The following is a 26,722-nucleotide window of genomic DNA, read 5'->3' as shown; positions in this document are numbered from 1 at the left end:
TAATTAGAGATTTTCAACCTCGCACGACTCCATCCGCCATCGCGATCGCACCTTCGAATCCCTCCATCGTTTGCATCGATTAATGAAGAAACCCTCGAACCCTCTCGATCTTAAGCGCGAAACTCGCCTCAACATAGCCGTAGGACTCGCCGGCGCGATTCTGTTGTTTTTCGTGATCGGGCTCATCTCGTACATCAACACGCGCACGCTCGATAAGGACGCGGAGCTTGTGCGGCACACGCATGAGGTGCTCACGGCGCTCGACGACGTCCTCTCGTTACTCCGAGACGCTGAGACTGGTCAGCGCGGCTACGTTATCACTGGCGACGAGGCTTACCTAGCGCCCTACACAAACGCGACCGACCGCGTCGATCTGCGGTTGGCCGACGTGGCGCGACTCACCGCCGACAACCCGAACCAACAAGCACGCCTGCCCCGCCTGAAGGGGCATATCTCCACCAAGCTCGAGGAGTTGGCGGCGACGATCAAGTTGAGGCGCGACGAAGGATTCGAAGCGGCTCAAGAACGGGTCCGCTCCGATGTTGGCAAGATCTCAATGGATTCGATTCGCGATCAGATTGACGGCATGCAAGAGGCGGAACGAGCGCTGCGACAAGAACGCCTCGCCGAGATGGAGCGTGCCTACAGCGTCGCCGTCACTAGCGGGCTCGCTATGACGGTCTGCGGGATTCTGATTTCGATTCTCGTCGCCAGTTTGCTCCGCCGCGCGGCGCTCATTCGTCGTCGCCAGGAGTGGCTGCAGAATGCTCAGGTTCAGTTAGGCCAGCTCATGACGGGCGACCAGCGGATGCAGGAGCTCGGCAATCACGTTCTCGGTTTCCTCGCTGATTATTTGAACGCGACGGCCGGCGCACTGTTCACGCAAGAAGGGGCTCTAGCCCTCGCGGCCACGTACGGCGTCCCCGCTGAGGGGGGCGTACCAAAACGCATCGAGCCGGGCGATGGTCTCCTTAGTCAAGCGATTCGGGATCGCCGCTCTTTCATCGTCCGCGACGTTCCTGACGGGTACCTCGCGTTCGGCTCGGCGATGGGAAAAAGCTCGCCCAAAGCGCTGGCGATCTTCCCGGTTCACGATGAGGAGGGCGTCACAGGAGTTATTGAACTTGGGTTTCTCGAAGCGATCGACGATTCGTACGCTGAGTTGTTCGCGGTGCTCTCGGAGCCAATCGCGGTCGCGATTCGCTCGGTCAATTACCGCACGCACTTGCAGAACCTGCTCGAGGAAACGCAGCGTCAGTCGGAGGAGTTGCAAGCGCAGGGCGAAGAGCTGCGAGTTTCAAACGAAGAGTTGGAAGAGCAAAGCCGCACGCTCCGCGAATCGCAGACACGGCTCGAGCATCAGCAGACGGAACTGGAACAAACCAACGCCCAGCTTGAGGAGCAATCGCAGCAGCTTGAATCGCAACGCGACGAGGTCAGCCGTGCCAAGGACGAGGTCGAGCGGCAAGCCCGCGATCTGGAACTGGCTAGCCAATACAAGTCTGACTTCCTCGCCAACATGTCGCACGAGTTGCGGACGCCGCTCAATTCGTCGCTGATTCTGGCCAAGCTCCTGGCCGACAATCCGAAAGGCAATCTCAGCGACGAGCAGGTCGAGTATGCCCGCACGATTCAAGGCGCGGGCAACGACTTGCTGACGCTCATCAACGACATCCTCGACCTCTCGAAGATCGAGTCGGGCCACATGGAAATGCAGCCCGAGGAACTGCGGCTTTCGCAGTTGGCCGAAGGGATGCAGCGAATGTTTAAGCCGATCGCCAATCAACGGCAGCTAGAATTCAAGATCGCTGTGAATCCAGGCGCCCCGGAGACAATTCAAACCGATCCGCTGCGATTGGAGCAGATTCTCAAGAATCTGCTATCGAACGCGCTGAAGTTTACGGAGAAGGGACAGGTAACGCTCACGATCAGTTCGCAAGGGCAGGGCGAAGTGGCATTCGCCGTCAGCGATACCGGCATCGGCATTGCCCCGCATCAGCAGGCGATGATCTTCGAAGCGTTCCGTCAGGCCGACGGAACAACGAACCGCAAGTACGGCGGCACGGGGCTGGGGCTATCGATTTCGCGCCAGCTCACGCGGCTGCTCGGCGGTCGCATTGAACTCGCCAGCGAGCCGGGCAAGGGGAGCACGTTTACCGTCACGCTACCGCAGGTCTACCGCCCTGTGCCAATGCACGAACGGCGTGTCGACGCGATCGGCAATGGCCGGCATGTTCCTCCCGCGATGCCATCCCACGCGTCAACCTTCGCCGCACCGCGAGGCGACGCCGCGGCAACGTCCGATGCGTTCTTTGTACCGAAGCGCATCGAAGACGATCGTGAATCGCTCACTGGCAACCAGCGGGTGATTCTAGTAGTCGAAGACGATGAGCCGTTTGCCAAGATCCTCCGCGATATGGCGCACGAGCTCAACTTCCAGTGCGTCGTAGCCACGCATGCCGAGCAGGCAATCGCCCTCGCGGCACAGTACCTGCCGAGCGCCGTGGTGCTCGACGTCGGCCTGCCCGACCACTCAGGCCTCTCCGTTCTCGATCGTCTGAAGCAAGATCGCCGCACGCGTCATATCCCCGTGCACGTCGTCTCCGCCGGCGACCATGCCCAAACGGCTCTCTCGCTCGGCGCCGTCGGCTACATGCTGAAGCCGGTCAACCGCGAGCAGCTTGTCGAAGCGCTGCGCCAGCTCGAATCGCGGCTCACTCAGCGGATGCGCCGCGTCCTCGTCGTGGAAGACGACGCCGTGCAGCTCGACAGCATGCAGAAGCTGCTTGGCTCACACGATGTGGAAACGGTCGGCGTTGCCAGTGCCTCCGAATGTCTCGCGCTGCTGAGCGAATCGACCTTCGATTGCATGGTGCTCGACCTTTCGCTGCCCGACTCGAGCGGTTTCGCCCTACTCGAAAAACTAAGCCGCGAAGACATCTACGCGTTTCCGCCCGTCATTATTTACACCGGCCGCGATCTCTCTGCCGACGAAGAACAGCGTCTCCGCCGCTTCTCCAAGTCGATCATCATCAAGGGGGCGAAGTCGCCCGAGCGTCTGCTCGACGAGGTAACGCTCTTCCTCCATCAAGTTGTCTCGGACCTACCGCCGGAACAGCAGCGGATGCTGGAGAAATCTCGAAGCCGCGACGCCGCCCTCGAAGGACGCCGCATCCTGGTCGTTGAAGACGACGTGCGGAACGTCTTCGCGCTCTCCAGTATTCTCGAGCCGCGCGGGGCGATCGTGCAAATCGCCCGCAACGGCCTGGAGGCGATTCGGGCACTTGAAGCGAGTCGAGCCGATGCCGCCGCGACGATCGACCTTGTGCTGATGGACGTCATGATGCCGGAAATGGATGGCATCACGGCCGTGATGGAGCTTCGCAAAACGCCCGACTGGAAGAAGCTGCCGATCATTATGCTTACCGCCAAAGCGATGAAGGATGACCAAGAACGGTGCCTCGCCGCCGGCGCCAACGATTATATGGCCAAACCAATTGACGTGGAACGTTTGCTCTCGTTGGTTCGCGTGTGGATGCCTCGCTGAAAGATCTCATCGTGTCAGACAACACCGACGACATCGAACTCCGCCTGCTGCTAGACGCGATCTTTCGTAAGTACCATTACGATTTTCGCGGCTACTCGATGGCGTCGGTTAAGCGCCGGCTGCTGCACGCGCGCGAAAAGTTTGACTGCCGCACCTTCTCGCAACTACAAGACCGCGTGCTGCATGAACCGACCGTGATGACGGAACTTCTTTCGTTTCTCACGGTGCAGGTCAGCGAGTTGTTTCGCGATCCGGCCTACTTCCGCGGCATTCGCCAGCATGTGGTGCCGTTTCTCAAGACATACCCCTCGATCAAAGTCTGGGTCGCCGGCTGCAGCGGCGGCGAAGAACTCTACTCGCTCGCCATCCTCTTTCGCGAAGAGGGGTTGGAGAGCCGCACGATGTTCTACGCCACAGACATCAATCCCAAGGCGCTACGGCGCGCCGAAGCGGGCGTTTACGAGCTTGATCGGCTCGCCACGTTCACCGAGAACCACCAGCTTTCCGGAGGCAAGTCGTCGCTCTCCGACTACTACACCGCCGCATACGGCGGCGCCGTGTTCGATAAGACGCTCCGCAAACGCGTCGTTTTCTCCGATCACAGTCTCGTTTCCGACTCCGTGTTCGCCGAAGTCCAGCTAATTTCTTGCCGCAATGTGCTGATCTACTTCGACCGCGATCTGCAGGACCGGGCCATCGGCTTGTTCGACGAATCGCTCAGCCGGCAAGGCTTCCTGGGGCTCGGCGCCAAAGAGAACCTCCGCTTCTCGCGTTACGCGCATCGCTTCGTCGAGTTCTCGAAAGAAAACCGCATCTACCAGAAGCGAGGCGCATCGTGAGCACTCGCAAAACGCAGGCGATCGTCATTGGCGCCTCGGCGGGCGCGCTCGACGCGTTGTCGCAGATCCTGCCGACGCTGCCGCAAAACTATCCGCTGCCCGTGCTCGCCGTCGTTCATCTGCCGGCCGACAAGAAGAGCATTCTTGCCGAACTGCTCGACATGAAGTGCCGCGTCTCGGTGAAAGAGGCCGAAGACAAGGAACCGATCGCCGCCGGCGTGGTCTACTTCGCGCCTCCCGACTACCACCTGATGGTTGAGAAGGAAGGGACGCTCTCGCTCTCCAGCGAAGAGCCGGTCCTGTACTCGCGGCCGTCGATCGACGTGCTGTTCGAGTCGGCGGCAGACGCCTACGGCGATGGGCTGGCGGGAGTGATTCTCACTGGCGCCAACGAGGATGGCGCCAACGGCCTCGCCGCCGTCCAAGCGGGTGGCGGCAATTGCATCGTTCAACATCCCCACGAAGCTTACGCTCCCATCATGCCGCTCGCGGCGCTCAAAGCGTGCAGCGACGCACGCTCGATGAGTCTTGCGGAGATTGCCGAGTTCCTGAAAGAGGCGGGAGGGCTCCCATGAGTGCGAAACTACCAGCCCCAGTCAACGTGCTGCTCGTCGACGACTTGCATGAGAATCTGCTGGCTCTTGAAGCGCTGCTCCGCTGCGACGGCGTGAAGATCCTCAAAGCCCAGAGCGGTTCCGATGCGTTGGAATTGCTGCTGCAGTTCGACGTTGCGCTCGCGATCCTCGACGTGCAGATGCCCGGGATGGACGGCTTCGAACTCGCAGAACTGATGCGCGGTACCGAGCGGACACGCCGCGTGCCGATCATTTTCTTGACAGCCGGCAACGCCGATTTGCGGCGGAAGTTCCGCGGCTACGAAGCGGGCGCCGTCGACTTCCTACAGAAGCCGATCGAGTCGGACATCATTCGCAGCAAGGTCGACGTGTTCGTCGAGCTCTTCCGACAGCGGCAGGAAGTCGCCCAACAGCGCGACGACCTGCAAGCTGCAACGGCGGAGAACGCCCGACTGCTCGCCGAGAGCCAACGTCACGCTGCGGCGTTGGAGGAAGCCGACCGCCGCAAGGACGACTTTCTCGCAGTCCTGGCCCACGAGCTCCGCAACCCGTTGGCGCCGGTTCGCAATGCGATCGAGATTCTGCGGCACTCCGACGAAGCGAATCAAGTGATGCGCGAGGCGCGCGAGATCATCTCCCGGCAGGTCAGCCACATGTCTCGCCTGATCGACGATCTGCTCGACGTCGCGCGGATTGCGCGGGGAAAGATCCAGCTCCGCAACGAGCATTGCGACGCCGCGGAAATTGTGCGGCAAACGGCGGAAGATTATCGCGCGACGATCGACGCCGCCAAGGCGACGCTGGAGGTCGACGTGGCGGCTTCGCTGCCGATCCATGCTGATCGGACCCGTGTCGCGCAGGTGATCGGCAACTTGCTCCACAATGCGGCGAAGTTCACGCCTCCTGGCGGCCGCGTGCGCGTGAGCGCGAGCAGCGACGAAGCAGGCGACTTCGCTTCGATCGTCGTCAGCGATACCGGCATCGGCTTGTCGCCCGAGGTGAAAGCGCGGCTCTTCGAGCCGTTTAGCCAAGCAGAGCAGGGGGCTGATCGCGCCAGCGGCGGGCTGGGGCTCGGTCTCTCGCTCGCGCGGAATATCGCCGAACTCCACGGCGGGACGCTCGACGCTGAAAGCGAAGGCCCCGGCCGCGGCGCCACCTTCACGCTCAAACTTCCGCTGCTGGCCGGCGAATACGTGCCCGAAGTGGAGCAGAAGCCCGCCGCCCCTGCAGCGGCGACGGGCAAGCTGCGGATTCTCATCGTTGAAGATAATAGCGACGCGGCGCGCAGCCTGCAGGTTCTGTTGGGCCTGATGGGCTATGAAGTGAGCGTCGTCGCCGATGGTAAGGCTGGCATCGAAGCGGCCAAGTCGCACAAGCCTGACGTCATCATGTCGGACATTGGCTTGCCGGGCGAGTACGACGGCTACCAGCTTGCTCGCCGCCTTCGCTCCGAATCCGACTTGGCAAATATTCACCTCATCGCGATCAGCGGCTACGGCCAGCCGGAAGATCGCAAGCGTTCGCACGACGCGGGGTTCGATCAGCACTTGGTGAAGCCAGTCGACATTCAGCGTCTGAAGAAGGCGCTCGATCCGCTGCGAGCGTAGTGGCGGCAAGTCGACAATCGCCCGGTTTTCGCCGCATGAATTGCCCGCATGCAGCGAGCCGCAGAACGACATATACTTGCACTGCCCGTTCGCCGGCTGCACTTCGGCAACCTCCATCAGATCAAGTCGATGTCGACGCCCCTCCCAACCGATGCCGAGTCTCGCCGCTTGCACGAGTCGGGTAGCCGCACGCAGAACTGGCAGCGATGGGGGCCGTACCTCGCCGAGCGGCAGTGGGGCACCGTTCGCGAAGACTACTCCGCCGACGGCGAAGCGTGGGGCTACTTCACGCACGAGCAATCCCGCAGCCGCGCGTACCGCTGGGGCGAGGACGGCCTGCTCGGCGTCACCGACCGCGAGTGCCGGCTTTGCTTCGCTCTCGCGATGTGGAATGGTCGCGATCCGATTCTCAAGGAGCGGCTATTCGGCCTCGCTGGCCCCGAGGGAAATCACGGCGAAGACGTGAAGGAGTGCTACTACTATCTCGATTCGACGCCGACGCACTCGTACATGAAGGCGCTCTACAAATATCCGCAGGGCGCGTTTCCCTACGCTCAACTGATCGAAGAGAACCGCCGCCGCACGAAGGCGGAGCCGGAGTTTGAACTCGCCGATACGGGTATCTTCGACGAGAGCCGTTACTTCGACGTGGTCACCGAGTATGCAAAGGCCGGTCCCGACGACCTGCTGATTCGACTGACGATCGCCAATCGCGGTCCCGAGGCGGCGGCGATCCACCTGCTGCCGACGCTTTGGTTCCGCAACAGCTGGAGTTGGGGCTGCACGCACGAAGGGTGCGAAGTGAAGCCGCGGCTCGAAGCGGCCGGGCCAGCGGCAGTCGTTGCGCGGCATGTCTCGCTGGGCGAATTCCGCCTCGACGTCGAGCAACCCACAGGCGCTGAGCCGGTAGAGCTCGTGTTCACCGAGAACGAAACCGACGCTCAGCAGGCGTTCGCCGTCGACGACGGCAAGCGGTATGTAAAAGACGCCTTCCACCGCTATCTCATTGAAGGCGAGACCGCGGCGATCAATCCGCAGCGGCACGGCACGAAGACGGCGGCGATCTACCGCTTCAACATCCCCGCCGGCGAGCAAGTCGTCGTCCGACTCCGCCTCGCTGCAGCAAGCGAAGTGACAGAGCAGCCGTTCGCTGGCTTCGACGAACTCTTCGCACTCCGCATCCGCGAGGCCGACGAGTTCTACGCCTCGAAAATCCCCGACTCTAGCAACGCGGAAGAAGCCAACGTCGCTCGACAAGCCTACGCTGGGCTGCTGTGGAGCAAGCAGTTCTACCACTACGTCGTGAAGGACTGGCTTGCCGGCGATCCCGATCAGCCCGCGCCGCCCACCGTACGCCAGTTTGGGCGCAATCACGATTGGCCTCATCTGTTCAACCGCGACGTCATTTCGATGCCCGACGCCTGGGAGTACCCATGGTACGCGGCGTGGGACTTGGCGTTTCACATGATTCCGATGGCCACGGTCGACCCCGAGTTCGCGAAGGGCCAGCTGGAACTCTTCCTCCGCGAGTGGTACCTCCACCCAAACGGCCAAATGCCGGCGTACGAGTGGGCCCTCTCCGACGTCAATCCGCCGGTTCATGCCTGGGCCTGCTGGCGCGTCTACAAGATGACCGCCCCGCGCGGCGAACGCGACGTGGCGTTTCTCAAGCGAGTGTTCACCAAGCTGCTGCTCAACTTCACCTGGTGGGTCAATCGCAAGGACGTTGCCGGCAATCACCTGTTTGCGGGGGGCTTCCTCGGGCTCGATAACATCGGCGTGTTCGATCGCTCGAAGCCGCTCCCCGGCGGCGGACGTTTGGAACAAGCCGACGGCACTGCGTGGATGGCGTTCTACGCCTCGACGATGCTGGCGATGGCCCTCGAACTCGCCCAGTTCGACAACACGTACGAAGACATCGCTTCGAAGTTCTTCGAGCACTTCATTCACATTGCCGACGCGATGAACACGCTGGGAGGCATGGGACTGTGGCATGAAGACGACGGCTTCTACTACGACCAATTGAAGGTTGAAGACTCCGTCACGTCGCTCGGCATTCGGTCGATCGTCGGCATCATTCCGCTCTTCGCGGTTGAGGTGTTGGAGCAAGTAGACATCGATCGCTTGCCCGGCTTCCGCAAGCGGATGGAATGGTTCATCAAACATCGACCTGACCTCGGAAGGCATATTGCCTACTGCGAAAAATCGCACGCCGGCGTTGAGGATGACGAAGAACATCAACACAACTTCACCGGCCATCGCCTCCTCGCGATCCCCTCGTGCGAGCGGCTCAAGCGGGTGCTGGCGTATCTTCTCGACGAGACGGAGTTCCTGGCTCCCCACGGCATTCGCGCCCTCTCGCAATTCCATCGCGAGCATCCCTTCATCCTATGGGCCGAGGGGCAAGAGCATCGCGTCGACTACACGCCCGGCGAGTCGATCACCGGCATCTTCGGCGGCAACTCGAACTGGCGCGGACCGATTTGGTTCCCGATTAACTTTCTCATCATCGAAGCCCTCGAACGTTACTACCACTTCTACGGCGATTCGGTGAGCATTCCGTGCCCGACCGGTTCGGGCCGGATGTTGAACCTGTTCGAAGCGTCGCAAGAACTGCGACGGCGACTCAGTTCGCTCTTTCTGCCAGACGCCGCCGGCCGCCGGCCGTGCCACGGCGTTGAGGAGCGTTACGCCAACGATCCGCATTGGCGCGACTTGCCGCTGTTCTATGAATATTTCCACGGCGACGATGGCCGCGGTCTCGGCGCCAGCCATCAAACTGGTTGGACGGCGCTGGTGGCGACGATCTTGAGCGATCTCCACACGCCACGCACTGCGGGGCATGCTCAGCGAAATCGTCCGGCGCAAACTTCCGCGCATGAACAAAACGGCCGCCTCGCCCAACCGCAGCACGGCTACAAACAGACGCAGCCGCGATGAGGCGGGTTCGCCTCCGCTGATTGACATCCCGCGCCCTAACTGCGATAGAATCAGTTCACGTTTCCGTGCAGATTCAATCGCGAGGACGCTGGCATGCCGCACATCGAAAAAGTTCTCTACACAGCCAAGGCTCATACCACCGGCGGGCGCGACGGCGCCTCGCGCACTGCCGACGGGCGGCTCGACATCAAATTATCGTCGCCCGGCGGGCCCGGCACGGGGACCAACCCCGAGCAACTCTTCGCCTGCGGCTGGTCGGCTTGCTTCATCGGCGCCATGGCTGTCGCGGCTCAGCTGCGCAAGCTGCGCCTGCCGCCAGAAACGGCCATCGACGCTGAAGTCGATCTCGGCATGACCGACGGCGGCTACCTCCTCCGCGCTCGGTTGAATGTTAGCCTCCCCGGCATTGACCGCGAAATCGCTGAAGCGATCATCGCAGACGCTCACCAGATTTGCCCCTACTCGAAAGCGACCCGCGGCAACATCGACGTCGAAATCAATCTGGCGTGAGCGCCGGCTCACTGATCGCTTCATCCCTTCGGCAAGCCTGCCGCAGCTCAACGTCCACGCATCGCGGAGATGAATGTGTCTAGCGAACGCAAAGTCGCCGTCATCACTGGCGCGTCGCAAGGAATCGGCGCGGGACTTGTCCGCGGGTTCCTTGAACGCGGCTATCAGGTTCTCGCCAATTCGCGCTCGATTGCGCCCGAGACCTTCGCGGAGGTCGCCGCCGTCGCGGGCGATATCGCCGATCCGGCCGTTGCGGAGCGAGTCATTAGCACGGCAGTCGAGAAATTCGGCCGCGTCGACGTGCTGGTGAACAACGCCGGGATGTTCATTTCGAAGCCGTTCGTCGACTACACGCCCGCCGACTTCGCCGCGAAAATCTCGCTGAACCTCGCCGGCTTCTTTTACGTTTCGCAGTGTGCGATTCGCCAGATGCTGCCGCAGGGGGGCGGGCACATCGTCAACATGACGACGACGCTCGTCAATCAGCCAGTGAAAGGCGTTCCCTCGGCCTTAGCCTCGCTCACCAAGGGGGGCCTCGACGCCGTCACGCGGTCGCTGGCGATCGAGTACGCCGATCGCGGCATCCGCGTGAACGCCGTGGCGCCGGGCGTGATCCGCACGCCGATGCACGCCCCTGAAACGCACGCCTTTCTCGCCGGCCTACATCCCGTGGGACGGATGGGGGAAGTCGACGAGATTGTCGAAGCGGTTCTTTATTTGGAAGGGGCCAAGTTCGTAACGGGCGAAACGCTCCACGTCGACGGCGGCGCCCATGCCGGCCACTGGTAACGCTGCAAGGAACTGAACTGTGCCGATCGTCACGATCCAAATCACCCGCGAAGGAACGACGCCGGAGCAAAAGGCCGCGCTCATCAAGGGAGCGACCGACCTCATGAGCGAGGTGCTCGACAAACCGCCCGCGTTGACGTTCGTCGTTATTCAGGAAGTGGAGTTGGCAGATTGGGGCGTCGCCGGGCTGCCGGTTGAAGAGTTTCGCCGGCTGACGGGCGGCGAGCCGAAGAGCTAAGCGCGCTGGGCTGCAGCGAGTTCCTTCGCCAATTGAGAGACCAATTCCGCGGCCGGCAGCGCTCGCGCCAACGGCGCCCCCTGCCCTGCCCACTGGGCGCCGTAACCAAATTCGCCCTTCGCCTTCGCTGCGGCATGCAACGCTTTGCCGGCGTCGTACGCGATCGGGTAATCGGGAATCTCTTCGACTGGAATCTGCGATCCGAATGCGGTGAACCGATTGCTCAGGCAACGTGCAGGTCGGCCTGAAATCGCCGAGGTCATCACGGTGTGCGCGGCCTGCGGGCCGAAGAGCGCCGCGCGGTAGGCGGCGTCGGCCAACGATTCCGGGCAAGCGATGAAGGCCGTTCCCAGTTGAGCGGCCGCCGCTCCCAGTGCGAGCGCCGTCGCAATGCCCGCCCCGTCCATGACGCCGCCCGCGGCGATCGCCGGCACTGCGAGTTTCTCCACGAGCAACCGCGTCAGCGCAAACGTGCCGAGGCGATCGTCGACGCCGCGCGGATCGAACGCGCCGCGATGGCCGCCAGCCTCGTAACCTTGCGCAACGATCGCATCGATTCCCGCGGCGGCCGCCTGCTGCGCTTCGTGCAAGCTTGTCGCTGTGGCGATCAGCACGATGCCGGCGGTTCGCAATGCCTCGATTTGCTCGCGACGCGGCAAGCCAAAATGAAAACTAACCACCTCCGGCTTTTCTGAGAGGAGCACGTCGAGCTTCGCCTCGTCGGTGAGAAAGCTCGCATAGATCTCCGTGAGTCGGCTCGGCGGCTTTGCACCGTAGCGGGCGAATTCAGGCGCCAGCCTAGCGAGCCATGCCGCCTCCTTCGCCGCGTTCGGCGTCGCGGGCTGGTGGCAGAAGACGTTGACGTTGAATGCGCGATCGGTCCGCTCGCGCACCGCGCGGATCATCGTGCGGGTCGCTTCCGCATCGGCGGCGCCGACGCCGATAGAACCGAGCGCCCCCGCCGCCGACACGGCGGCCGCCATCGCGGGAGTCGACACGCCGGCCATCGGCCCTTGGATGATCGGCAGTTCGAGACGGAGTCTTTTCAGCAGCGGATGCATGGAGCTTTTTCGCCGAACTGTATGTTGAAGCTAGGCGGCGTTTCGTCGTCGACTGGCGGCGGAACGTTTTTTGGCGGCCTTTTGCCGTTTCGCGGCATGGCGTTCTCGCTGCCGCTCGTTGGCGTTTGCTGGTCGGAGACTTTTATCTCGCGACGGACTCTGCACAGGCTCTGAGAACGCGGTCGTCGCGAACGGGACGGCAATGAGCGGTGCGTTTGCTACCGTCTCGTCGACTGGCGTCGCGTCGCTTGCTGTCGTCTGCTGTATTTTAGGCGACAGTTGTGTGGCGGGTGAACGGGAGTTTGCGGCGGAGATTGCTGATCGTTTGTGGAGCGTGGCATGGGACGGCGATGGCGCGGTGATTGCCGTCACGCTAATTGGCTTCGTCGTGTTTGGCGTTGCGAAACTCGGCTCTTCGTCGCCAAGTGTCGCCTCAGCGATTTTTGGCGACAGATGAGCGGCTGCTCCCGCCACTGCGGGCGGACCGGCGGCTGCGGCCTGCTGCGAACGTTGGCGAGCCGCTTCGTCCGCGAGCGGCGTTGCGGGGAACTTGCACTTCTTGCTGTCGCCGCAGTTGCCGCGATCGACTTGCGGAAAGCATTGCTGGAATGCTTGCTCAACCGCGGCCAGCACCGGCTGGTAAAACGCGGCCCGCTGCTCCGGCGGCGTCGCGGCGAGCGCCGCTTCGAGCACGAAGTCGAGCGCGGCCTCGACCTCATGCTTGCGGGCCGTGTTGGCGGGCCGGCGGCCGAAGCGCTCGGGCCGCTCCCGCTCCAGCATCCACGCGGCCGCCCGCCAGTGGGTGCGGGCGGCGCTTTCCATCAGCTTTAAGGGGTTGGGGTGCGATTCTTGGGCGGAGCGGATCTCGCGATCAAACGCTTCGTCTCGCTGCCGCTCCCGCTGTACCGTGCGAAGCGAAACGTCGAGCTTTTCCGCGGCTTCTTCGAGCGAGTAGCTCTCGCGGATGAGCTCGCAAAATTGCTCTTTTTTGGCCGCGTTGATGATGCGGCGACGTTCGTAACTGGTTGCCGTTTGCATGGATTGGTCCCTCCGCTGTGGGCGCATAGGTGCGCCTCGGAATCGTGACGTGCGCGGAGCCCTCGGTTTGAAGAACCGGGGGCTAAACAGGCGTCGGGCGCGATTGAGTTCGCGCGCCAGTTCACGTTAGAGGAACGGGTGGCCCAGTTTCAACAGAAAAGTTGGTGAGAATTATTTTGGGCCCTCTGAGCGGGCATTCTCGAAAGGGCGGCAGATGCTGCGTTGGTTACAGGAGGCACCTCAGAGTTCGAATGCGAAAACACAAACTAGGGAGAGCGACAAAGACAATCCTACTCACTATAGAGGCAACCCCTTGATACTGACGTAATTTCGCTTAGTGCAGGTAGGGTCACCAAGGAACGGCGTTTGACAGTCCTCGCGATACGCTTCAAAGGCTCATTCTGCGTTTGCTTACTGCGAGTCTCACAGTTCTGGCCGACTTTTAATCTACGTAGATATCGGAACAGTGACACAAGTTACACTACGACCTCGGCGTGCTTGCTAACACTTTCGTTGTGGTAATCGCTCAACGTCAAACCCGAGGAGGCGACGTATTCACTGAAATGTTATCCTCGGATATGCCAACGAATGGCACCGTCTTGGATCTAACCTTATTAGCGACGACTGATGGCAGAAAGCACCAACGCCGACCCTTGTATCGCAGGCCAAACAAGCCACCAGGGAGAGCGCAGGTCGAGGCAGAAGCGTATAGTTTAGATGGCTCCGAGGCCCGCTCTTAAGAATCTGCAAACCTGGAGCCGCGACAGGGGGGGCCAATAACTGGTCAGCGAAATAATTCGTTCTCGCCCGTTGCACCGACAACTTACTTGCCAGCCGACATTCGCTGACTATGCAGCCAAGCTAACTGCGTTTCAACTGTTCAAGCGCCTTTTCAAGCAAAGACGTATCGCTGATTGCCCTACCTTTATCAATCCCACGCAGCCATTTGTCGTAGGATTTCAGTACAACCTGAAACCCCGCCTCACTAAGATCAGACCTCCTTATTTTCAACGTCTCTGATGGTGTTTCGCCCGGCTCAAGAATCACTCTCGTTGCCAAACCATTCGACTGCAAAAAATCGACGAACACACGGAGGCGCTCCACGACTCGAGCGCGATATTCGAGGTTCTTCGAAGCGGAAAAATGAACACCAGCATCATCAATTACAAAATCATCCACTCTACTTAACCCTAATAACTCTTGTCGGAACATTTTGAAGGTCGATCAGCGCTCCGGTCGATCTATCACGCACAAATGCACCACCATTGGAACGGATTCTTGATTCTTTTGCCAATTGCGCTGACTTATCCGCTGTTTTACTAGTAGTTTCGACCGCGAATCGCCCTTGCCCATCTTGGATCACCACATGATCAACTCGCCTACCCTCTCCCGTCAACGGATCCTTGGCAAGCGTGCCGTCGGCGTTTCGGAGAGACAGCTCATTCTGAACGGCATCGCGACCGAATCGACTTTCGAGCTTACCTTGAACCTTCGCTTCCCGCGCGTCCCCTGCAGCTTTATTAGCTTTGACATCTCTTTTGGGAGCTACATGATAACCGACCGATGACGACGACTCTCCGAACTCCGAAGCACGTGCAGCGTCTTTGGCTACTTCCCCAACGTTCAGAAGTCGCCTTAAAACGACTCCGCCAACTAGAGGAACGAGCATACTAACGCCTGTGACCACTCGCTGGCTGGTGGAGAGCGGTTTCAGCTCGATCACATTGTAACCCGTTATCGTCTCTACGGCATCACGGACATCGCTCTGAGGACCTACCGAAGTTGCAATGTTGGCGGTGTCTCGCAGATCATCTGCAAATGTTGCAGCATAGATGGCGTTGCGATTCGCAACATAATTCAACTCTTCGGCGTGCGCTCGTCCCATCGCTTGCCGCATTTGCTCCAGTTGATAATCCCTGATCGAGGTATTAGGGGAGGAGGCTTTCAGCGAGTGCTCGAGCCCAGTCGCTCTCGTCATCGACGAGAGGTCATTTAGCGTGGTGAAGTTATTAAGTATCTGACTTGAAGTCAAACGCGTACTTACACCATGGCTAGTAGCGTGGCCAGAAGGGGTGCCAACAGTAGAAAGAGTATTCGCTGGGATGTAACCTTGGCCAATCGTCGGCTTGCGCGTCACATTCCCGCTGTAGCCGCCAGCCAGGGGATAGCCTTGCAACGAGAGGCCCGAAGGGTCGGCATAGTTGACGGGGTCGTTGCCGGCGAACATGTACCAGTTAGAGCCCTCTTGGATCGGGTCTTCGCTGATGAAGCGGCCGACTTCGGGCGTGTACCACCGTTCCCCCTTGAGTTGCAGTTCAGTCGTCGGATCGAGCACGCTGCCGTGATGGCTGAAGACGGTGTCGAGAGCGTTCAGGTCGGGGACGCCCGGAGCCGTTTCTTCCAACATGCCTGCCGCATCGTAGATCGCGGTCGCCATGCCAAACGGCGCGTAGGTCACTGACTGACGGACGGCGAGGTTGCTGCCGGCGATGACTGCGCGAGTCGATTGTTGATGGTCGCCAAGGACTTCGAGCACCTCTTGCTCGGGCTGCAGCGTCGGCGCGCCAGCGGCGTTGAAAACCTGATCGAACAGCACCTCTCCGGTCGAGCCGTACAGGTAGCGATGCTTCACGTCGCCATCGGCCTCGATCGTCATCGTCCGCTGGCCCGACTCGTTTACATAGAACTCCGCCTGAGCAGTTTCGCCGGCCGGAGTGACAGCGCGGTAAATCAAATCGTTGGCGTTGTTGTAGCGGTACTTAACAGTCTCCTTGAGAGCTGCGTTTGCATCGAAGAGTTCGGCTTTGATTAGCCGGTTGCGATCGTCCCAGTAGTATTTCGCGTAGGAGTCGTCCGTTAGCGAGTCGACGCGCTCGAGATTTCCTTCGGCGTCGTATGCGTAGTGATGCCTCCCGTCTTGCGAGAGCCGGTTGCCAGGGTCGTATGAGTTCTGCAAGAGCCCGCTAGCATCGCTCGAAACCGAGCGACGACCGTTCGTCGTCATCCAGTAGTCGCCTTGTTCTTCATCGCCGTACGGCACATAGACGCCGTTGAGTTGGCCTGCCGCATCGAACGTGAACTCCTGGCGCGAGACGACTCGCGTTGAGAACCCTGCAACAGCGGTGTTCCAATCCGTTTCGATGGAGCTAATCCGGCTGACGCTGTCGTGGTCGTAGGTGAATCGCAGTAGCTCCGCTGTGTTGACCAGCGTTGGCGAACCGTTGTACTGAGCACGACGGTGGATTAACGAATCCAAACGGCCGGCGCCATCGTAGCCGTATATCGTCTTGATGTGATTGTTGAACTGGTAATGGCTTAGAACGCTGAAGTTCGTCAGGCGTAGCGTCGACGTCAAGGCTCCCGCCGCATCGTAGGTAAACGGTGCTGAACGCGAGCCGAATTCGAGGCCTGTGCCGCTGACGGGATCGCCATCCGTTACTTTCCAAAGCTCGCCGAACGGATTGAATGACTCGTAGGTGACTGTTTCAAGCTGATTGGCAATAAACTGCTGCCGAGTGACGATGAGGCCGACGGAGTCGTAGGCGTAGGCGTACGTTTGCTTGGTGGCGGGCCCCGACGAGTGGAGCGGGTTGACTAGTTGGACGCTTTGATTGGAGCGTTCGACGAGTCGGTCGAGGCCGTCGTAGCGGTAACTGTCAGTCGCGCGGTAGTCTAGCGTGAAGGTATTGCCGAAGCCGTTGCGACGCGCGTACCGCTCTTCCTCAAGGCGCCCAAGGGCGTCGTAGTACTTACTAGTGAACGCAATGAACGCTTGGCTGCCTACGATTTGCGCCGCCGTGAGATTTTCATATTCCCACGTTGCATAGACTTGGTCGTCGCGGCCGTAGGCGTATTTCGTCGCCCAACCGCTGGTCATATTTCCGTTACCGTCGGGAATATCGCGGTCGACAGTGATCGCTAAGTTCCCGTTGATGTCATAAATGAATCGATGCGTGCCGGCAGCGGTCGTCTCGGTCAACATGCGATCGAGATTGTCGTAGGAGTAGTCTGTTGCGTTGCCCGCAGGGTCGACCAATTTGATCAAGTTGCCGGCGTCGTCGTAGCGGCGAGTCGTCACGTCGCCGCGGCCATCTTCGGAGCGGACCAGTCGCCCCTGCGGATGGTAGGCGTAGCGATCGATCTCGTGGGAGCCCGCGACCAGATTGGCGCCGTTGTTTTTGAGAATGAGCTGACCAGCGGCGTCGTAAACGTAAACCGTTGCGTGAGATTGAAGGGAACCAGCGCCGTCGGGATCTGGATCGGTGGTTCGCACGAGACGGTCGAGGCGATCAAACTCGCTGCGGCTACGCCGCGCCATTGGGTCGATCGCGGCGACTTGATTGCCGACGGCGTCGTATTGGAAGCGCGTCGTCCGCTGCGACAACGAGGAGTCGAACAGGCCTTGTTCGGTTTGCTCGACGAGTTGGCCGACGGCGTCGTAGCGGTTGATGGTCTTGATCGCACGCGGGTCGACGCCCGGGTTCCGCTGAACCTCCTTCACATTGCCGGTTTGATCATAAACGGTCTTGGTGACATCGCGGTCGCTGGCCAGCGCGGCGTCGGCATTGTGAGTCTCTTCGATGAGTCGGTCGAGCTTGTCGTAGCCGTAGGTGGTACGCCGCTGCAGCGCGTGGCCGGGAAGCTCGATTTTTTCGGTAAGGTTCCCAACATCGTCGTAGTCGAAGGTCGTCGTACGATTTAGGTAGGTGACGCCGGCGCTGCCGTTGTCAGCGTCGAAGACTTCTGTTGTGCGGCGATTGCGCGCGTCGTATGCGTACGTCGTCTTCCGCTGATTGACGCCGTTGAGGCCATTTCCACGGCGTTCCAAGACGCTTTTCACGTTGCCGTAGCCGTCGTAGGCCGTGGTTGTTTGCGGGCTGATGAGCGTTGTGGTACTGCCATCCGGATCGGGGAGCGTCTTGACCACGAGGCGATTGAATTCGTCGTAGGCGTACGTCGTTGCATCGCTGAGTGGGTTCGTCTCTTTCTGTAGATTGCCGTTGGCGTCGTACTCGAAGGAGCGACTCGCAATCCGCTCAATGCGGATTGCGTCGGCGTGGATGGCGCCGCTAGCCGCCGCAAAGTGGACGCCGAGCCATCCCGGGCCCTTCCCGGCGTCGATCTTAAATCCGGCGTGCAGCACATTCCAACCGTACGCCACATCGCCGTCTGAGCGTACGACGTCGAACGTGGCGGCGCGTTGATTGACATTGCCGAAGATCTCATCGTGCGGCCAATAGCTGTTCGTTTGCTGACTGTCTGAGAGCGTCTCGTCGTAATAATCGGATAGACGGTACACCAATCCGGTGGTTGCGGTTGGTTGGCCGCTCCAGTGGGCGAGGACTCGATACGTGCCCGGCTCGAGTCCCTCGAATTTCCAGAGCATTTCGTGGGCCGCCGGCGTCGTGGTCGGCGAAATCAGCAATGAGTCATTGCCGTAGTCTGAGGACTGACTGGCGGGAGTCGCCGTTGCCGCGTAGTACGTGAATCCTGGATCGCCCGCGTCGATGGTTTGCTGCGCTGTTGTGAACGTCTCTTTCACGACGCGGCCGAGCCGATCGTGTTCGTAGTAAGTCGAGTTGCCGAGCGCATCGATCTCCTCCACGACGCGCCCCGCGGCGTCGTAGCGGAACTGCGTGACGGGCGCCGCGTTAAGGCCGGAACCGTCGGGATCGGCCAAGCGATGCTGCAGAACTCGACCGCGGGCATCGTACAGCGTGTAGTCGGCGCGGCCGAGAGCGTCGGCGTTCGCCACCACTTGCCCTGCGGCGTCGTAAACGACGCGCGAGCGGTTGCCGTTGGCGTCGACCGTGGCGAGCGGGCGATTGAAAACGTCGTATTTGAACTGCGTCGTGAAGCCGCGCGGATCGGTCGTGGCAATTCGATTGCCGGCAGCGTCGTAACGGTATGAGGTCGTGGGGCTAGCGCCAGTAATGGCGCCGGTGACAGGATCGGGCAGAAGCGTCTTGTCCAAGCGACCGAAGACGTCGTACCTAAACTCGGTCACGCGGTTGAGTTCATCGTGTTGATAACGCACCCGGCCGGCGGCGTCGTAATCGGTGCTCGTCGTCGTGCCGTCGGCGTTGATCGTTTTCACGAGCCGGCCGAGGGCGTCGTAGCGCATCGCGACGACCTGCACTTTGTTGGCGGCGATGTTGGCGGGCGTCTGCTGAGCGCGCGGATCGGCTAGCAACGTCGAAGTGGCGGCAGCATCGTACAGCGAGACGTCGTAGACGGCCGTTTTCACGACGTTGCCTGCGGCATCGTAGTCGGTCGTCGTTAGCGACTGGAGCGTGCCGGTGACGACCCAAGGGGTCGAGATGGCCCGATTGCCGTTGACGCCTTTGAGCGTTTGAGTCTGGACGACGCGGCCGAGCTTGTCGTACTTGAACTGGGTAACGTTACCCTTGGGATCGATCGTTTCGACGAGGTTGCCGAGTTTGTCGTACTTGTTCGTCGTGGTCGGCTCGGTGAGAGTCCCTGCTCCGGCGTTTGCGGGTCCGTCGGGATCAGGAAGCTTTGTTTCGATAAGCCGGCCGGCGCCGTCGTACTTGAAGGTCGTCGCATTTCCGAGAGCGTCGATCTTCCCGACGACGTTGCCGGCGCCATCGTAGCGGAGGCGTTCGACGGCGCCGTCGGGATGGAGCGTTTGGACGAGGCGGTTGCGATTGTCGTAGACGAAACGAGTCGTGCGGTCGAGCGCGTCGGTGACGGCGACGCAGTTACCGAAGGCGTCGTACTCGCGGAGCAGTATCGTGCCGTCGGGATTGATTTGCCGGGCGATGTTTCCTTGGCGGTCATACTCGAATTTTGTCGAACGCCCGAGAGGATCGATCGATTCTCGAACGCGGCCGACAGCATCGTACTTAAATCGGCTGGTGAAAGCGTCTATCGGGTCAATCGCAGGATTGGCGTCGCCGTAACCCGTTTCGCGTAGCCGCCCGAGAGCGTCAAACACGCTTTCGGTGACGACGTTTGTCGGATCGACGGCGCGAATGACGTTGCCGAGCGAATCGTACGAAGTGGCGGACGTGGCGATGATCGCTAGCGTCGCCAAATTGCGCGTCGTTGTCTTCGTCGGGTTGCCAGTGGCGTCATATTCTTCGAAGAGCGTCTCGTAGAAGACCGTGGCTTCTTGATCGTTGAGAACACCTGAATACTTGACCGATTTTAGTAGCCGGCGTGCGTTGAGGTTGGAATCCGTACTAGCGTAATAGTCATACTCTATGGCGTTACCTTGAGCATCGGTTACCCTCCACAGATGACCTGCCGCTTCACCCGACGTGTAGTATTGGCGAGTGGTTGTTAGCTTCTGACCAACATAGAAGCCACTGCCAGGGTCAGCAATGGAGCTAGCCTTATCAACGATCGTTGTGGTGGGAACGACAACATGGAACTTTAGGCCTGCGGGCCGAGAATAGTCATACGTCGTTCGAAAGTCTGGCTCTCCGTTCGACTTCTTCGCAAGGGACTCCTTGAGCAACCCCTTCTTGTAGCCATCAGTTGGTTCGCTGTAGTAAACGAATGCCTCAGAAGCCCCCCGCTCATCACGAGTGCCAAGCATCTGGAACTCAGCAGTCGTATCAGGTGCCCCCCAAGAAGTAACGATCTGTGAACGATCGGCGTGGATTTGCTTTGCAAGCAAACCGTTTCGCCGATGGAAATAAGCCTCGACGTGGCCTAACTCGTCGGTAAATTCAGTCGCGTCGCGGTAGAGGTTATAGCTAAACGTCTGTACGTCGATGTTAGAGTCAGAGGGTAGTTGGTTGGCATCCCCTTGTTTGATGCGAAAGGCCCGGCCATTCGCAAAGTACTCGTATTCTTGCCAAGCCCCATCCGGCTCGGCAATTCTCTGCAGCAATCCCTTCGAATAATGACCCGCAGCAGTGTAGTACGCGTACTGCACCGTCGGATTCGAGTAGTTCTCGACGAGCGCTGCGCTCGCTACTAGGACGGACGGCGATTGCACGGAGGTTAAATAGCGATTGGCATCGATTGCTTGGTGAGCGTAGAACCAAGCAACGGTCGTGCTGCCGGGATTTACTTTAGAGATGCTCTGAATGTGGTTCGTACCAGCAGCATACGACTGGTAAGTAAATGCGAGGTTTCTTGCTGCGGAGCGGACGTCTTCCACGCGTAGAATCTTGCGTGATACCACTTCCGCCAGTACTTGATCGCGGTAGACGACTCTAACGCCGTAGCCATTGAGGTCGACGATCTGAGAGAGGCGGCCTCTAATTGCCTTGCTAGACTCTGTCAGCGCGACTTTTTCAAAGTGATATTCGATTCCGTCGATCGACTTGAAGACGATGGCAACAGCGCTGGCTGTTGCAGAGGTGATCTTTCCTGCGAGACTAGCGGGGATAGCATATGCGACTGTGCTCGTAGGTTCGAAAACCGACCGCTTCCCCAACGCATCAAGCCAAACAATCTTGCCTTCCTGTTCGTAGACAACGTCGCCGAAAGCGTACATCCAACCGACGCCCATGCCGAAATCATCCTTCGACTGCGCATCGTAGTGGCGCGTAAAGGTGAGCGGCAAGCCTGCGTTCGCGAATGCGATATCAGTTTCATCGCGGAACATGTTGCCGTTGGCAACATTGACCGGGTCTCCCATGTAGGTGGCGTAGGTATAGCTGCCGTCTGGGAGGAATGTGTTCTTAGGCGTAACCGAATTGCTTCCGTATCCCCCGCTAGACGATGGTCCCTCATCGGGCACGATCGTGTAAGCGCCACGGCGGCCACTCGCAGTCTCATACTCTGCTACGTATACGGTGCCCTTCCACCCTTCCAGGCGTGACTGCAAACGGGGCACCAACACTCTAATCGTGCCGATCGCCTCACCGGGAATCGGCGCCCCTGACTCGTCGCGGGCAATCTGACCATCTACACCCCGAGTCACGTTCTCAAGGACGTCGATCAATTTCTGCGCTGCTTCGACGTCGTGGTGCTTCAGCCCACCGTTCTCGCTGTACATGAGTGAATCACGGTTGCGCACGCTGGCATTACTTTGATCGAACGGAGTTCGTCGCCACGCAATCAGCCCAAGTTCTCCACGAAAGTAAATTACACGTCCGTTGGGCGTTTGCACGCTCTCGAACACCTGAACCGTATTCTCTGAGGAAATCTCACCGCTGAAAGTGAAGCCCGGGCGGACTTGAAAGGCATCGTCTATCCCTCTTACCGTTGAGATGCTCTCCGTATTGAGCACCTCTTCGATCACTGCGTTCTCAAGCGCCGAGCTATTGAATCCAACCAACTGAAACGCCTCTGAGTTTGGGTTTCCGTTGGAGACATCAAAGCTAACGTGGTTCACATTTGGGAGATCGACGCCCAAGTCATGCGGCACGATAGGAAATTGCAGGTGAGCGATGGCCTCCTGCGAGATCGTCAGCAAGTACGGGTCGGCCGTGACGACGCCTGATCCGACCCACTGCTGAGCGCTGATCGTGCGCATCAAGGCATCAATCGATCTATTGCTACGATTGAACTCGTACCAATACTTTGCTGCCGTATAGTTAAGAAGTTCGTCAATGTCCGACACGTCGTCGCCATTGAGCAGCAGCGAGTTTAGGTTCGATTGCAGGTTGACGAGATGCTGATGCGAGTACTGATTTGCATCGAAGCTAACCGCCAGAATCTGCCCTGGATCCCGAGAGTACGTGTAAGCTTGCCCGGTTGTACTAGTGAAGTCCGAGGGGCCGGCATGCGTGATTTTAAGCTTCGCCTTATCTCCGACCTGAAAGAACTCGCCAGCCCCACCTTCGTCGACGATCACACCGTCGATGGAAAGGCGAGCTCGATATGTGTCATCGAGTTGAGATGCTGAAATGTTCTCCGTCTTAACGTAATCGATGGCTATGGAACTCAAGCTTTGCTTGGGCACGACAACAGTGGTTGAAACATGCGTGCTGTCCGCGCCGACGCTGCGTTCTTTTAACGCAATATTCCGAAAATACCCCTCGGAAGCCGGTCCATTACCATCGCGGTCTGAATGTAGGACGATTCGTCGTAGCGTCGCAGTTTGGCCAGCCGACAACGAACTGCCGATGGGCAAAGTGAACTTGGTGTAGCCATCGGTACTCGGAGTACTAGTAAAGTTCGTAGAGTAGGCCGGAAAAACTCCCGTTCCGCCTATCTTGAACAGGCGACTAGGCTGACCTGCGTTGTTTCCCGAGAAGAGATCAACGTCCCAACCAACTCCAACCAAGCCCCCCGCGGCTGTTGATTTGTATTCAATCTCCAGCGCAGTCCCGGGAGTAATCAGCTGACCATCGCCTGAAAAAGCGATGCTGCGGTAATCTCCTCCCTTCTGCTGGACAATTATCTTCCCACCGTCTGTTGTCGTGAAGGTGAAGCCTGGAGTACCTCCCCCCGATCTATTTAGAGTAGGTTCTTCGTACAGAATAATACTTCCGAACTGAGCTTCGCTGGCTCCATGATGGCCAAAAACAACGTACTGCATGATCGTGCCGACGTTGCTATCGAGATTCGAGAAGTACGATACTTTGTCGGTCACCTCACTACTTGTGTATACAGGCCCGTACTCGATGTACTGTTGCGTCGGCACTCCCGTTAGAGACGACAGATCAGTGTCGACGCCCCACACGATGTAACCGTTAGCGGGAGATGTCCGCATGCGGAAAACCATCCGCGTTTCGTCAGTGATCTTGTATCCGCCAGGAATTTGAACTGCGAAGTACTGAGTTACTCCGTTATCAAGGTCCAGGTAATCGCCTTCAGGGTTAAACGCCGTTTCAAACTCCGACGCACTCCTGCTAACTGGAACTGCTCCCCCGTTGGGTTGGTTTTGGTAGTTGTAACGAAAGATTGTTGACGATGTGATGTCGACATACTTTGCTCCAGGAGGGTAGTCATCGCCGAATGTAAAACCGCTAGGAAGCGTGACCTGAGTCGTGCGCAGCAGGTCGTCAATGTTTCGATCGAGCGAGACTGTCGCACGATGAGTCAATCGATCTCTTAAAGCCGGAGTCTCAACGATTGCGGTGAAATTATTGAACTCTTCCAGAGCCCCCTCACGTTCAACTCCGAACGCCATCCCAAGCGGAAGGGATGAAAAAAACTTCTGAAGTATGGGACCATCGTAAGCCGCTTCCGCCAGGGAAACCCCCGGTGAATTGCTGATGAGGTGCTGCATCACCTTGTCTTCGAAATACTCGACTGGCAGAAGGTTCCTGTCGAGGTTAAGCAGAAAGTCTGCTTCGTTTAATTCCGTTGGAATATCAGGCAGAGACGCCGGGCGATCCTGGAATTTCCATGAGGGATCGACATCGGCCCATACTAAGCCGGTAGGCGTTGGCACCCGCACTCTAACCCATGCGTGCTTGAACCGAATGTCGCCGTCCGGCGCTTCGTCTGCACCACTGTGAATGCTCTGCTTGATCACTTGTAGCGCTGCTGTGGAGCCCGTAACTCCGAGCCACTTCATCGCTTGCGTTGGCGATACCTGCACTAAACCAGTAGCGATATTAGCTTCGAAGCCCGCCGCTTCGAGGCGCCTAACAAGTAATGCCGCTTGATCCCAGTCGTTCCCCGCCTTCGTTTGCTCCGTCGCGGTCGGGCCTTTCATCAGGCCTGGGTACAACTCCAACTCCACGTTGTTGTAGACCCACGAAAACTCTTCGATCACTTTCGCCAGCGCCTTGTCGGCGTCGAGCGTTGCGGTTGCTGCGTTGTAGCCGTAGTTGATCCAGGCGTTCCAATCGGCGGCGGCCGCAAAGGCTGGAGCGCCGTCGACGCCGGCTCCGGACAGGCGGACCATCCAAGGGGCGCTGCCGCTGGTGCGCGTGATGACGTCGGCGCGGCCGTCGCGGTTGACGTCTTTAAAGAACTGTTGGAACGAGGGGGCGAATCCGCTCAGTGATGCGATGCTTTTGGGGGCTGCGAGACCGAAGGCGTCTCGGTAGTCGGCGATGCTCCAGGCATAACTGCCTGCGTTTGATATCCCGCCGAGGATCTCGTCGCTGCCGTCGCCATCGAAATCGCTGGCATAGACGACGTTCCAATTTGCCGGCAAGGCGGCCGATTGGATCAGGAACGTCGAACCGTCGGAGATAGCCAGCTGGTAAACGCCGGAGCTGGAAATCAACAGGTCGTCGCGACCGTCGCCGTTGAAGTCGCCGACGACGAAGGTGCTGAGCGCCGTCACTTCGCTCGGCGCCAGTCCCCAGGACCCGATCTCGTACCCGCCGCTGGCGGCGGATGCGGCAGAGACCTGCAGTGAGTGCGTGAGCCCATCGAACAACACCTTGTCTTCGCGGCCGTCGCCATTGAAATCGCCGACGGCGCTAAGCGGCGCCGAAAGCTCGACCGCGCCCATGTCTCGGGCCGATGTCGCGTTAGGTTCCGCGCGTTCGATCAAGCGGCTGAATCCACGCTGATCGGTGGCGGGGGCGTCGACAGCGGGTCCGCCGGTATCAATCAGCGGACTCCCTGACAGCGGAACGTGAGTCTTGTTTGGCCCGCCGTAGTTATCGAGCGGAGATAGCTTGGGATCCCACGGAGCGACAGGCGTGCCGATCTTGTTGCCCGCTCCCGTCACCGGCTCCTGAGCCAAACAGCGAGTAAGAGCTGCTGTCGCTAAGATTGCCGTCGACGTCGCGGTGAACAGGCGACGCCACGCCATTCGTATTTTGAGCGATGATTGAGCTTTGAATGATCGGCGCAGCGGAGCCGCCGCGGACGTCGATTCCGGCGCCGTCGGATAATCCGCGATTGAAAGCGATCGTCGAGTTAACAATCTTCAGCGGCGAACTGACTGCCCAAAGACGTATTCCGCCAATGTAGGCGGACGCATTGCCAGAGACCGTGCTGTTCTCAATGAGCGGCGACGTGACCGCGCCGACAAGCTGAATGCCGCCTGCCGCCGACCATTGATCCAAGGCGAAGGGAACTTGCGAGGCGTTGTTGGAGATCGTACTGCGTCTGATTTCGAAGCTGCCGCCCGTGGGATACGCGGCGATGCCGCTTCCTTCGACGGCATGGTTGTCACGAATCGTCGAGTCGTTGATGAACAGCGAGTTGGGCCCGTTCGATGAGTCGCTGAGGCTGGCGATCGCGCCGCCCGCACCGCCGGCAGTGTTGCCGGAGACTTCGGCGCGATTGAGCTTCAACGTGCCGTAGTTAAGGATAGCGCCGCCGTAGTCGCTGGCGTTCCCTCCGGTGAGTTTCAGGCCGTTGATGGTCGCGACGGCGCCGGCATTAACCTGAAAGATGCGGTGGTTGCCGCCCGCCGCCACCGTCAGCTGATCGGCTCCAAGGCCGTTGATGGTGATCGACTGCGGAAGCGTGAGCTGGCTGTTGAGCGTGATGACGCCCTGCGCCAGCGAGGCGTGGAAATCAACTTGATTTCCGGAAGCGGGCGCCGCCGCAATCGCTTCACGCAACGACGTATGGCCGTCGTTGGCGTCGCTCACGTCGGCCAGCGTGTCGACGGTGACCGTCAGCATCTGCCTGGCTTCCAGCGACTCGATTCGCGACCACCGGCCGCGGGGGGAGGTGGTGCGAGGTTTCCTCACCACTCGACGAAATCCCAATCGAGCGAGGACTTGATTCCAG

At 59.7% G+C, this 26,722-nt stretch carries 13 protein-coding genes; 8 read left to right on the top strand and 5 right to left on the bottom strand.

The window, feature by feature from the left end; translation table 11 throughout:
* The first annotated feature begins 82 nt into the window (after nucleotides 1-82).
* The 8 genes from ACQY7R_RS26335 (at nucleotide 83) to ACQY7R_RS26300 (ending at nucleotide 11,045) form a co-directional block, all read left to right on the top strand.
* The gene (locus tag ACQY7R_RS26335) at nucleotides 83-3,547 is read left to right on the top strand and encodes a response regulator (protein WP_428308520.1); all 3,465 of its coding nucleotides are present in this window, start codon (nucleotides 83-85) and stop codon (nucleotides 3,545-3,547) included.
* Nucleotides 3,548-3,558: 11 nt separating this feature from the next.
* Nucleotides 3,559-4,386 (top strand): CheR family methyltransferase, encoded by an 828-nt coding sequence (locus ACQY7R_RS26330; protein ID WP_428308519.1) that lies wholly within the window; start codon nucleotides 3,559-3,561, stop codon nucleotides 4,384-4,386.
* A complete protein-coding gene (locus ACQY7R_RS26325; RefSeq protein WP_428308518.1) occupies nucleotides 4,383-4,961 on the top strand; it encodes a chemotaxis protein CheB in 579 nt (192 codons plus the stop codon). Before ACQY7R_RS26330 ends, ACQY7R_RS26325 begins: the two co-directional genes overlap by 4 nt.
* Nucleotides 4,958-6,568 carry a response regulator gene (locus tag ACQY7R_RS26320; protein WP_428308517.1) on the top strand — a complete coding sequence of 537 codons (1,611 nt, stop codon included), beginning with the start codon at nucleotides 4,958-4,960 and terminating at the stop codon, nucleotides 6,566-6,568. The genes ACQY7R_RS26325 and ACQY7R_RS26320 overlap by 4 nt, the downstream gene beginning before the upstream one ends.
* Nucleotides 6,569-6,697: 129 nt before the next feature.
* A complete protein-coding gene (locus ACQY7R_RS26315) occupies nucleotides 6,698-9,508 on the top strand; it encodes an MGH1-like glycoside hydrolase domain-containing protein (RefSeq protein ID WP_428308516.1) in 2,811 nt (936 codons plus the stop codon).
* A 93-nt stretch (nucleotides 9,509-9,601) separates the two neighbouring features.
* Entirely contained in the window at nucleotides 9,602-10,018 is a 417-nt protein-coding gene (locus ACQY7R_RS26310) for an organic hydroperoxide resistance protein (RefSeq protein WP_428308515.1), read from the top strand.
* 75 nt (nucleotides 10,019-10,093) lie between these two features.
* Nucleotides 10,094-10,807: an SDR family NAD(P)-dependent oxidoreductase gene (locus ACQY7R_RS26305; RefSeq protein ID WP_428308514.1), complete on the top strand. Its 714-nt coding sequence runs from the start codon at nucleotides 10,094-10,096 to the stop codon at nucleotides 10,805-10,807.
* A gap of 19 nt (nucleotides 10,808-10,826) precedes the next feature.
* Entirely contained in the window at nucleotides 10,827-11,045 is a 219-nt protein-coding gene (locus ACQY7R_RS26300; RefSeq protein WP_428308513.1) for a tautomerase family protein, read from the top strand.
* Here the strand turns inward: ACQY7R_RS26300 and ACQY7R_RS26295 are convergent.
* The 5 genes from ACQY7R_RS26295 to ACQY7R_RS26275 all read right to left on the bottom strand — a co-directional run bounded on the left by ACQY7R_RS26295 (nucleotide 11,042) and on the right by ACQY7R_RS26275 (nucleotide 26,613).
* A complete protein-coding gene (locus tag ACQY7R_RS26295; protein WP_428308512.1) occupies nucleotides 11,042-12,106 on the bottom strand; it encodes an NAD(P)H-dependent flavin oxidoreductase in 1,065 nt (354 codons plus the stop codon). The genes ACQY7R_RS26300 and ACQY7R_RS26295 overlap by 4 nt on opposite strands.
* Nucleotides 12,107-12,136: 30 nt before the next feature.
* Nucleotides 12,137-13,144 (bottom strand): hypothetical protein, encoded by a 1,008-nt coding sequence (locus ACQY7R_RS26290; protein WP_428308511.1) that lies wholly within the window; start codon nucleotides 13,142-13,144, stop codon nucleotides 12,137-12,139.
* Nucleotides 13,145-14,005: 861 nt separating this feature from the next.
* Nucleotides 14,006-14,323 (bottom strand): hypothetical protein, encoded by a 318-nt coding sequence (locus ACQY7R_RS26285; RefSeq protein WP_428308510.1) that lies wholly within the window; start codon nucleotides 14,321-14,323, stop codon nucleotides 14,006-14,008.
* 1 nt (nucleotide 14,324) lies between these two features.
* Nucleotides 14,325-25,706 carry a choice-of-anchor Q domain-containing protein gene (locus ACQY7R_RS26280; RefSeq protein ID WP_428308920.1) on the bottom strand — a complete coding sequence of 3,794 codons (11,382 nt, stop codon included), beginning with the start codon at nucleotides 25,704-25,706 and terminating at the stop codon, nucleotides 14,325-14,327.
* Nucleotides 25,636-26,613, bottom strand: a complete 978-nt coding sequence (locus tag ACQY7R_RS26275; RefSeq protein ID WP_428308509.1) for a CSLREA domain-containing protein — start codon at nucleotides 26,611-26,613, stop codon at nucleotides 25,636-25,638. Before ACQY7R_RS26275 ends, ACQY7R_RS26280 begins: the two co-directional genes overlap by 71 nt.
* Between the last annotated feature and the right edge of the window lie 109 nt (nucleotides 26,614-26,722).

The sequence above is a fragment of the Lacipirellula sp. genome (genome assembly GCF_965279485.1).
Taxonomy (GTDB): Bacteria; Planctomycetota; Planctomycetia; order Pirellulales; family Lacipirellulaceae; genus Lacipirellula.
This window is presented reverse-complemented; position numbering and strand designations above follow the sequence as displayed.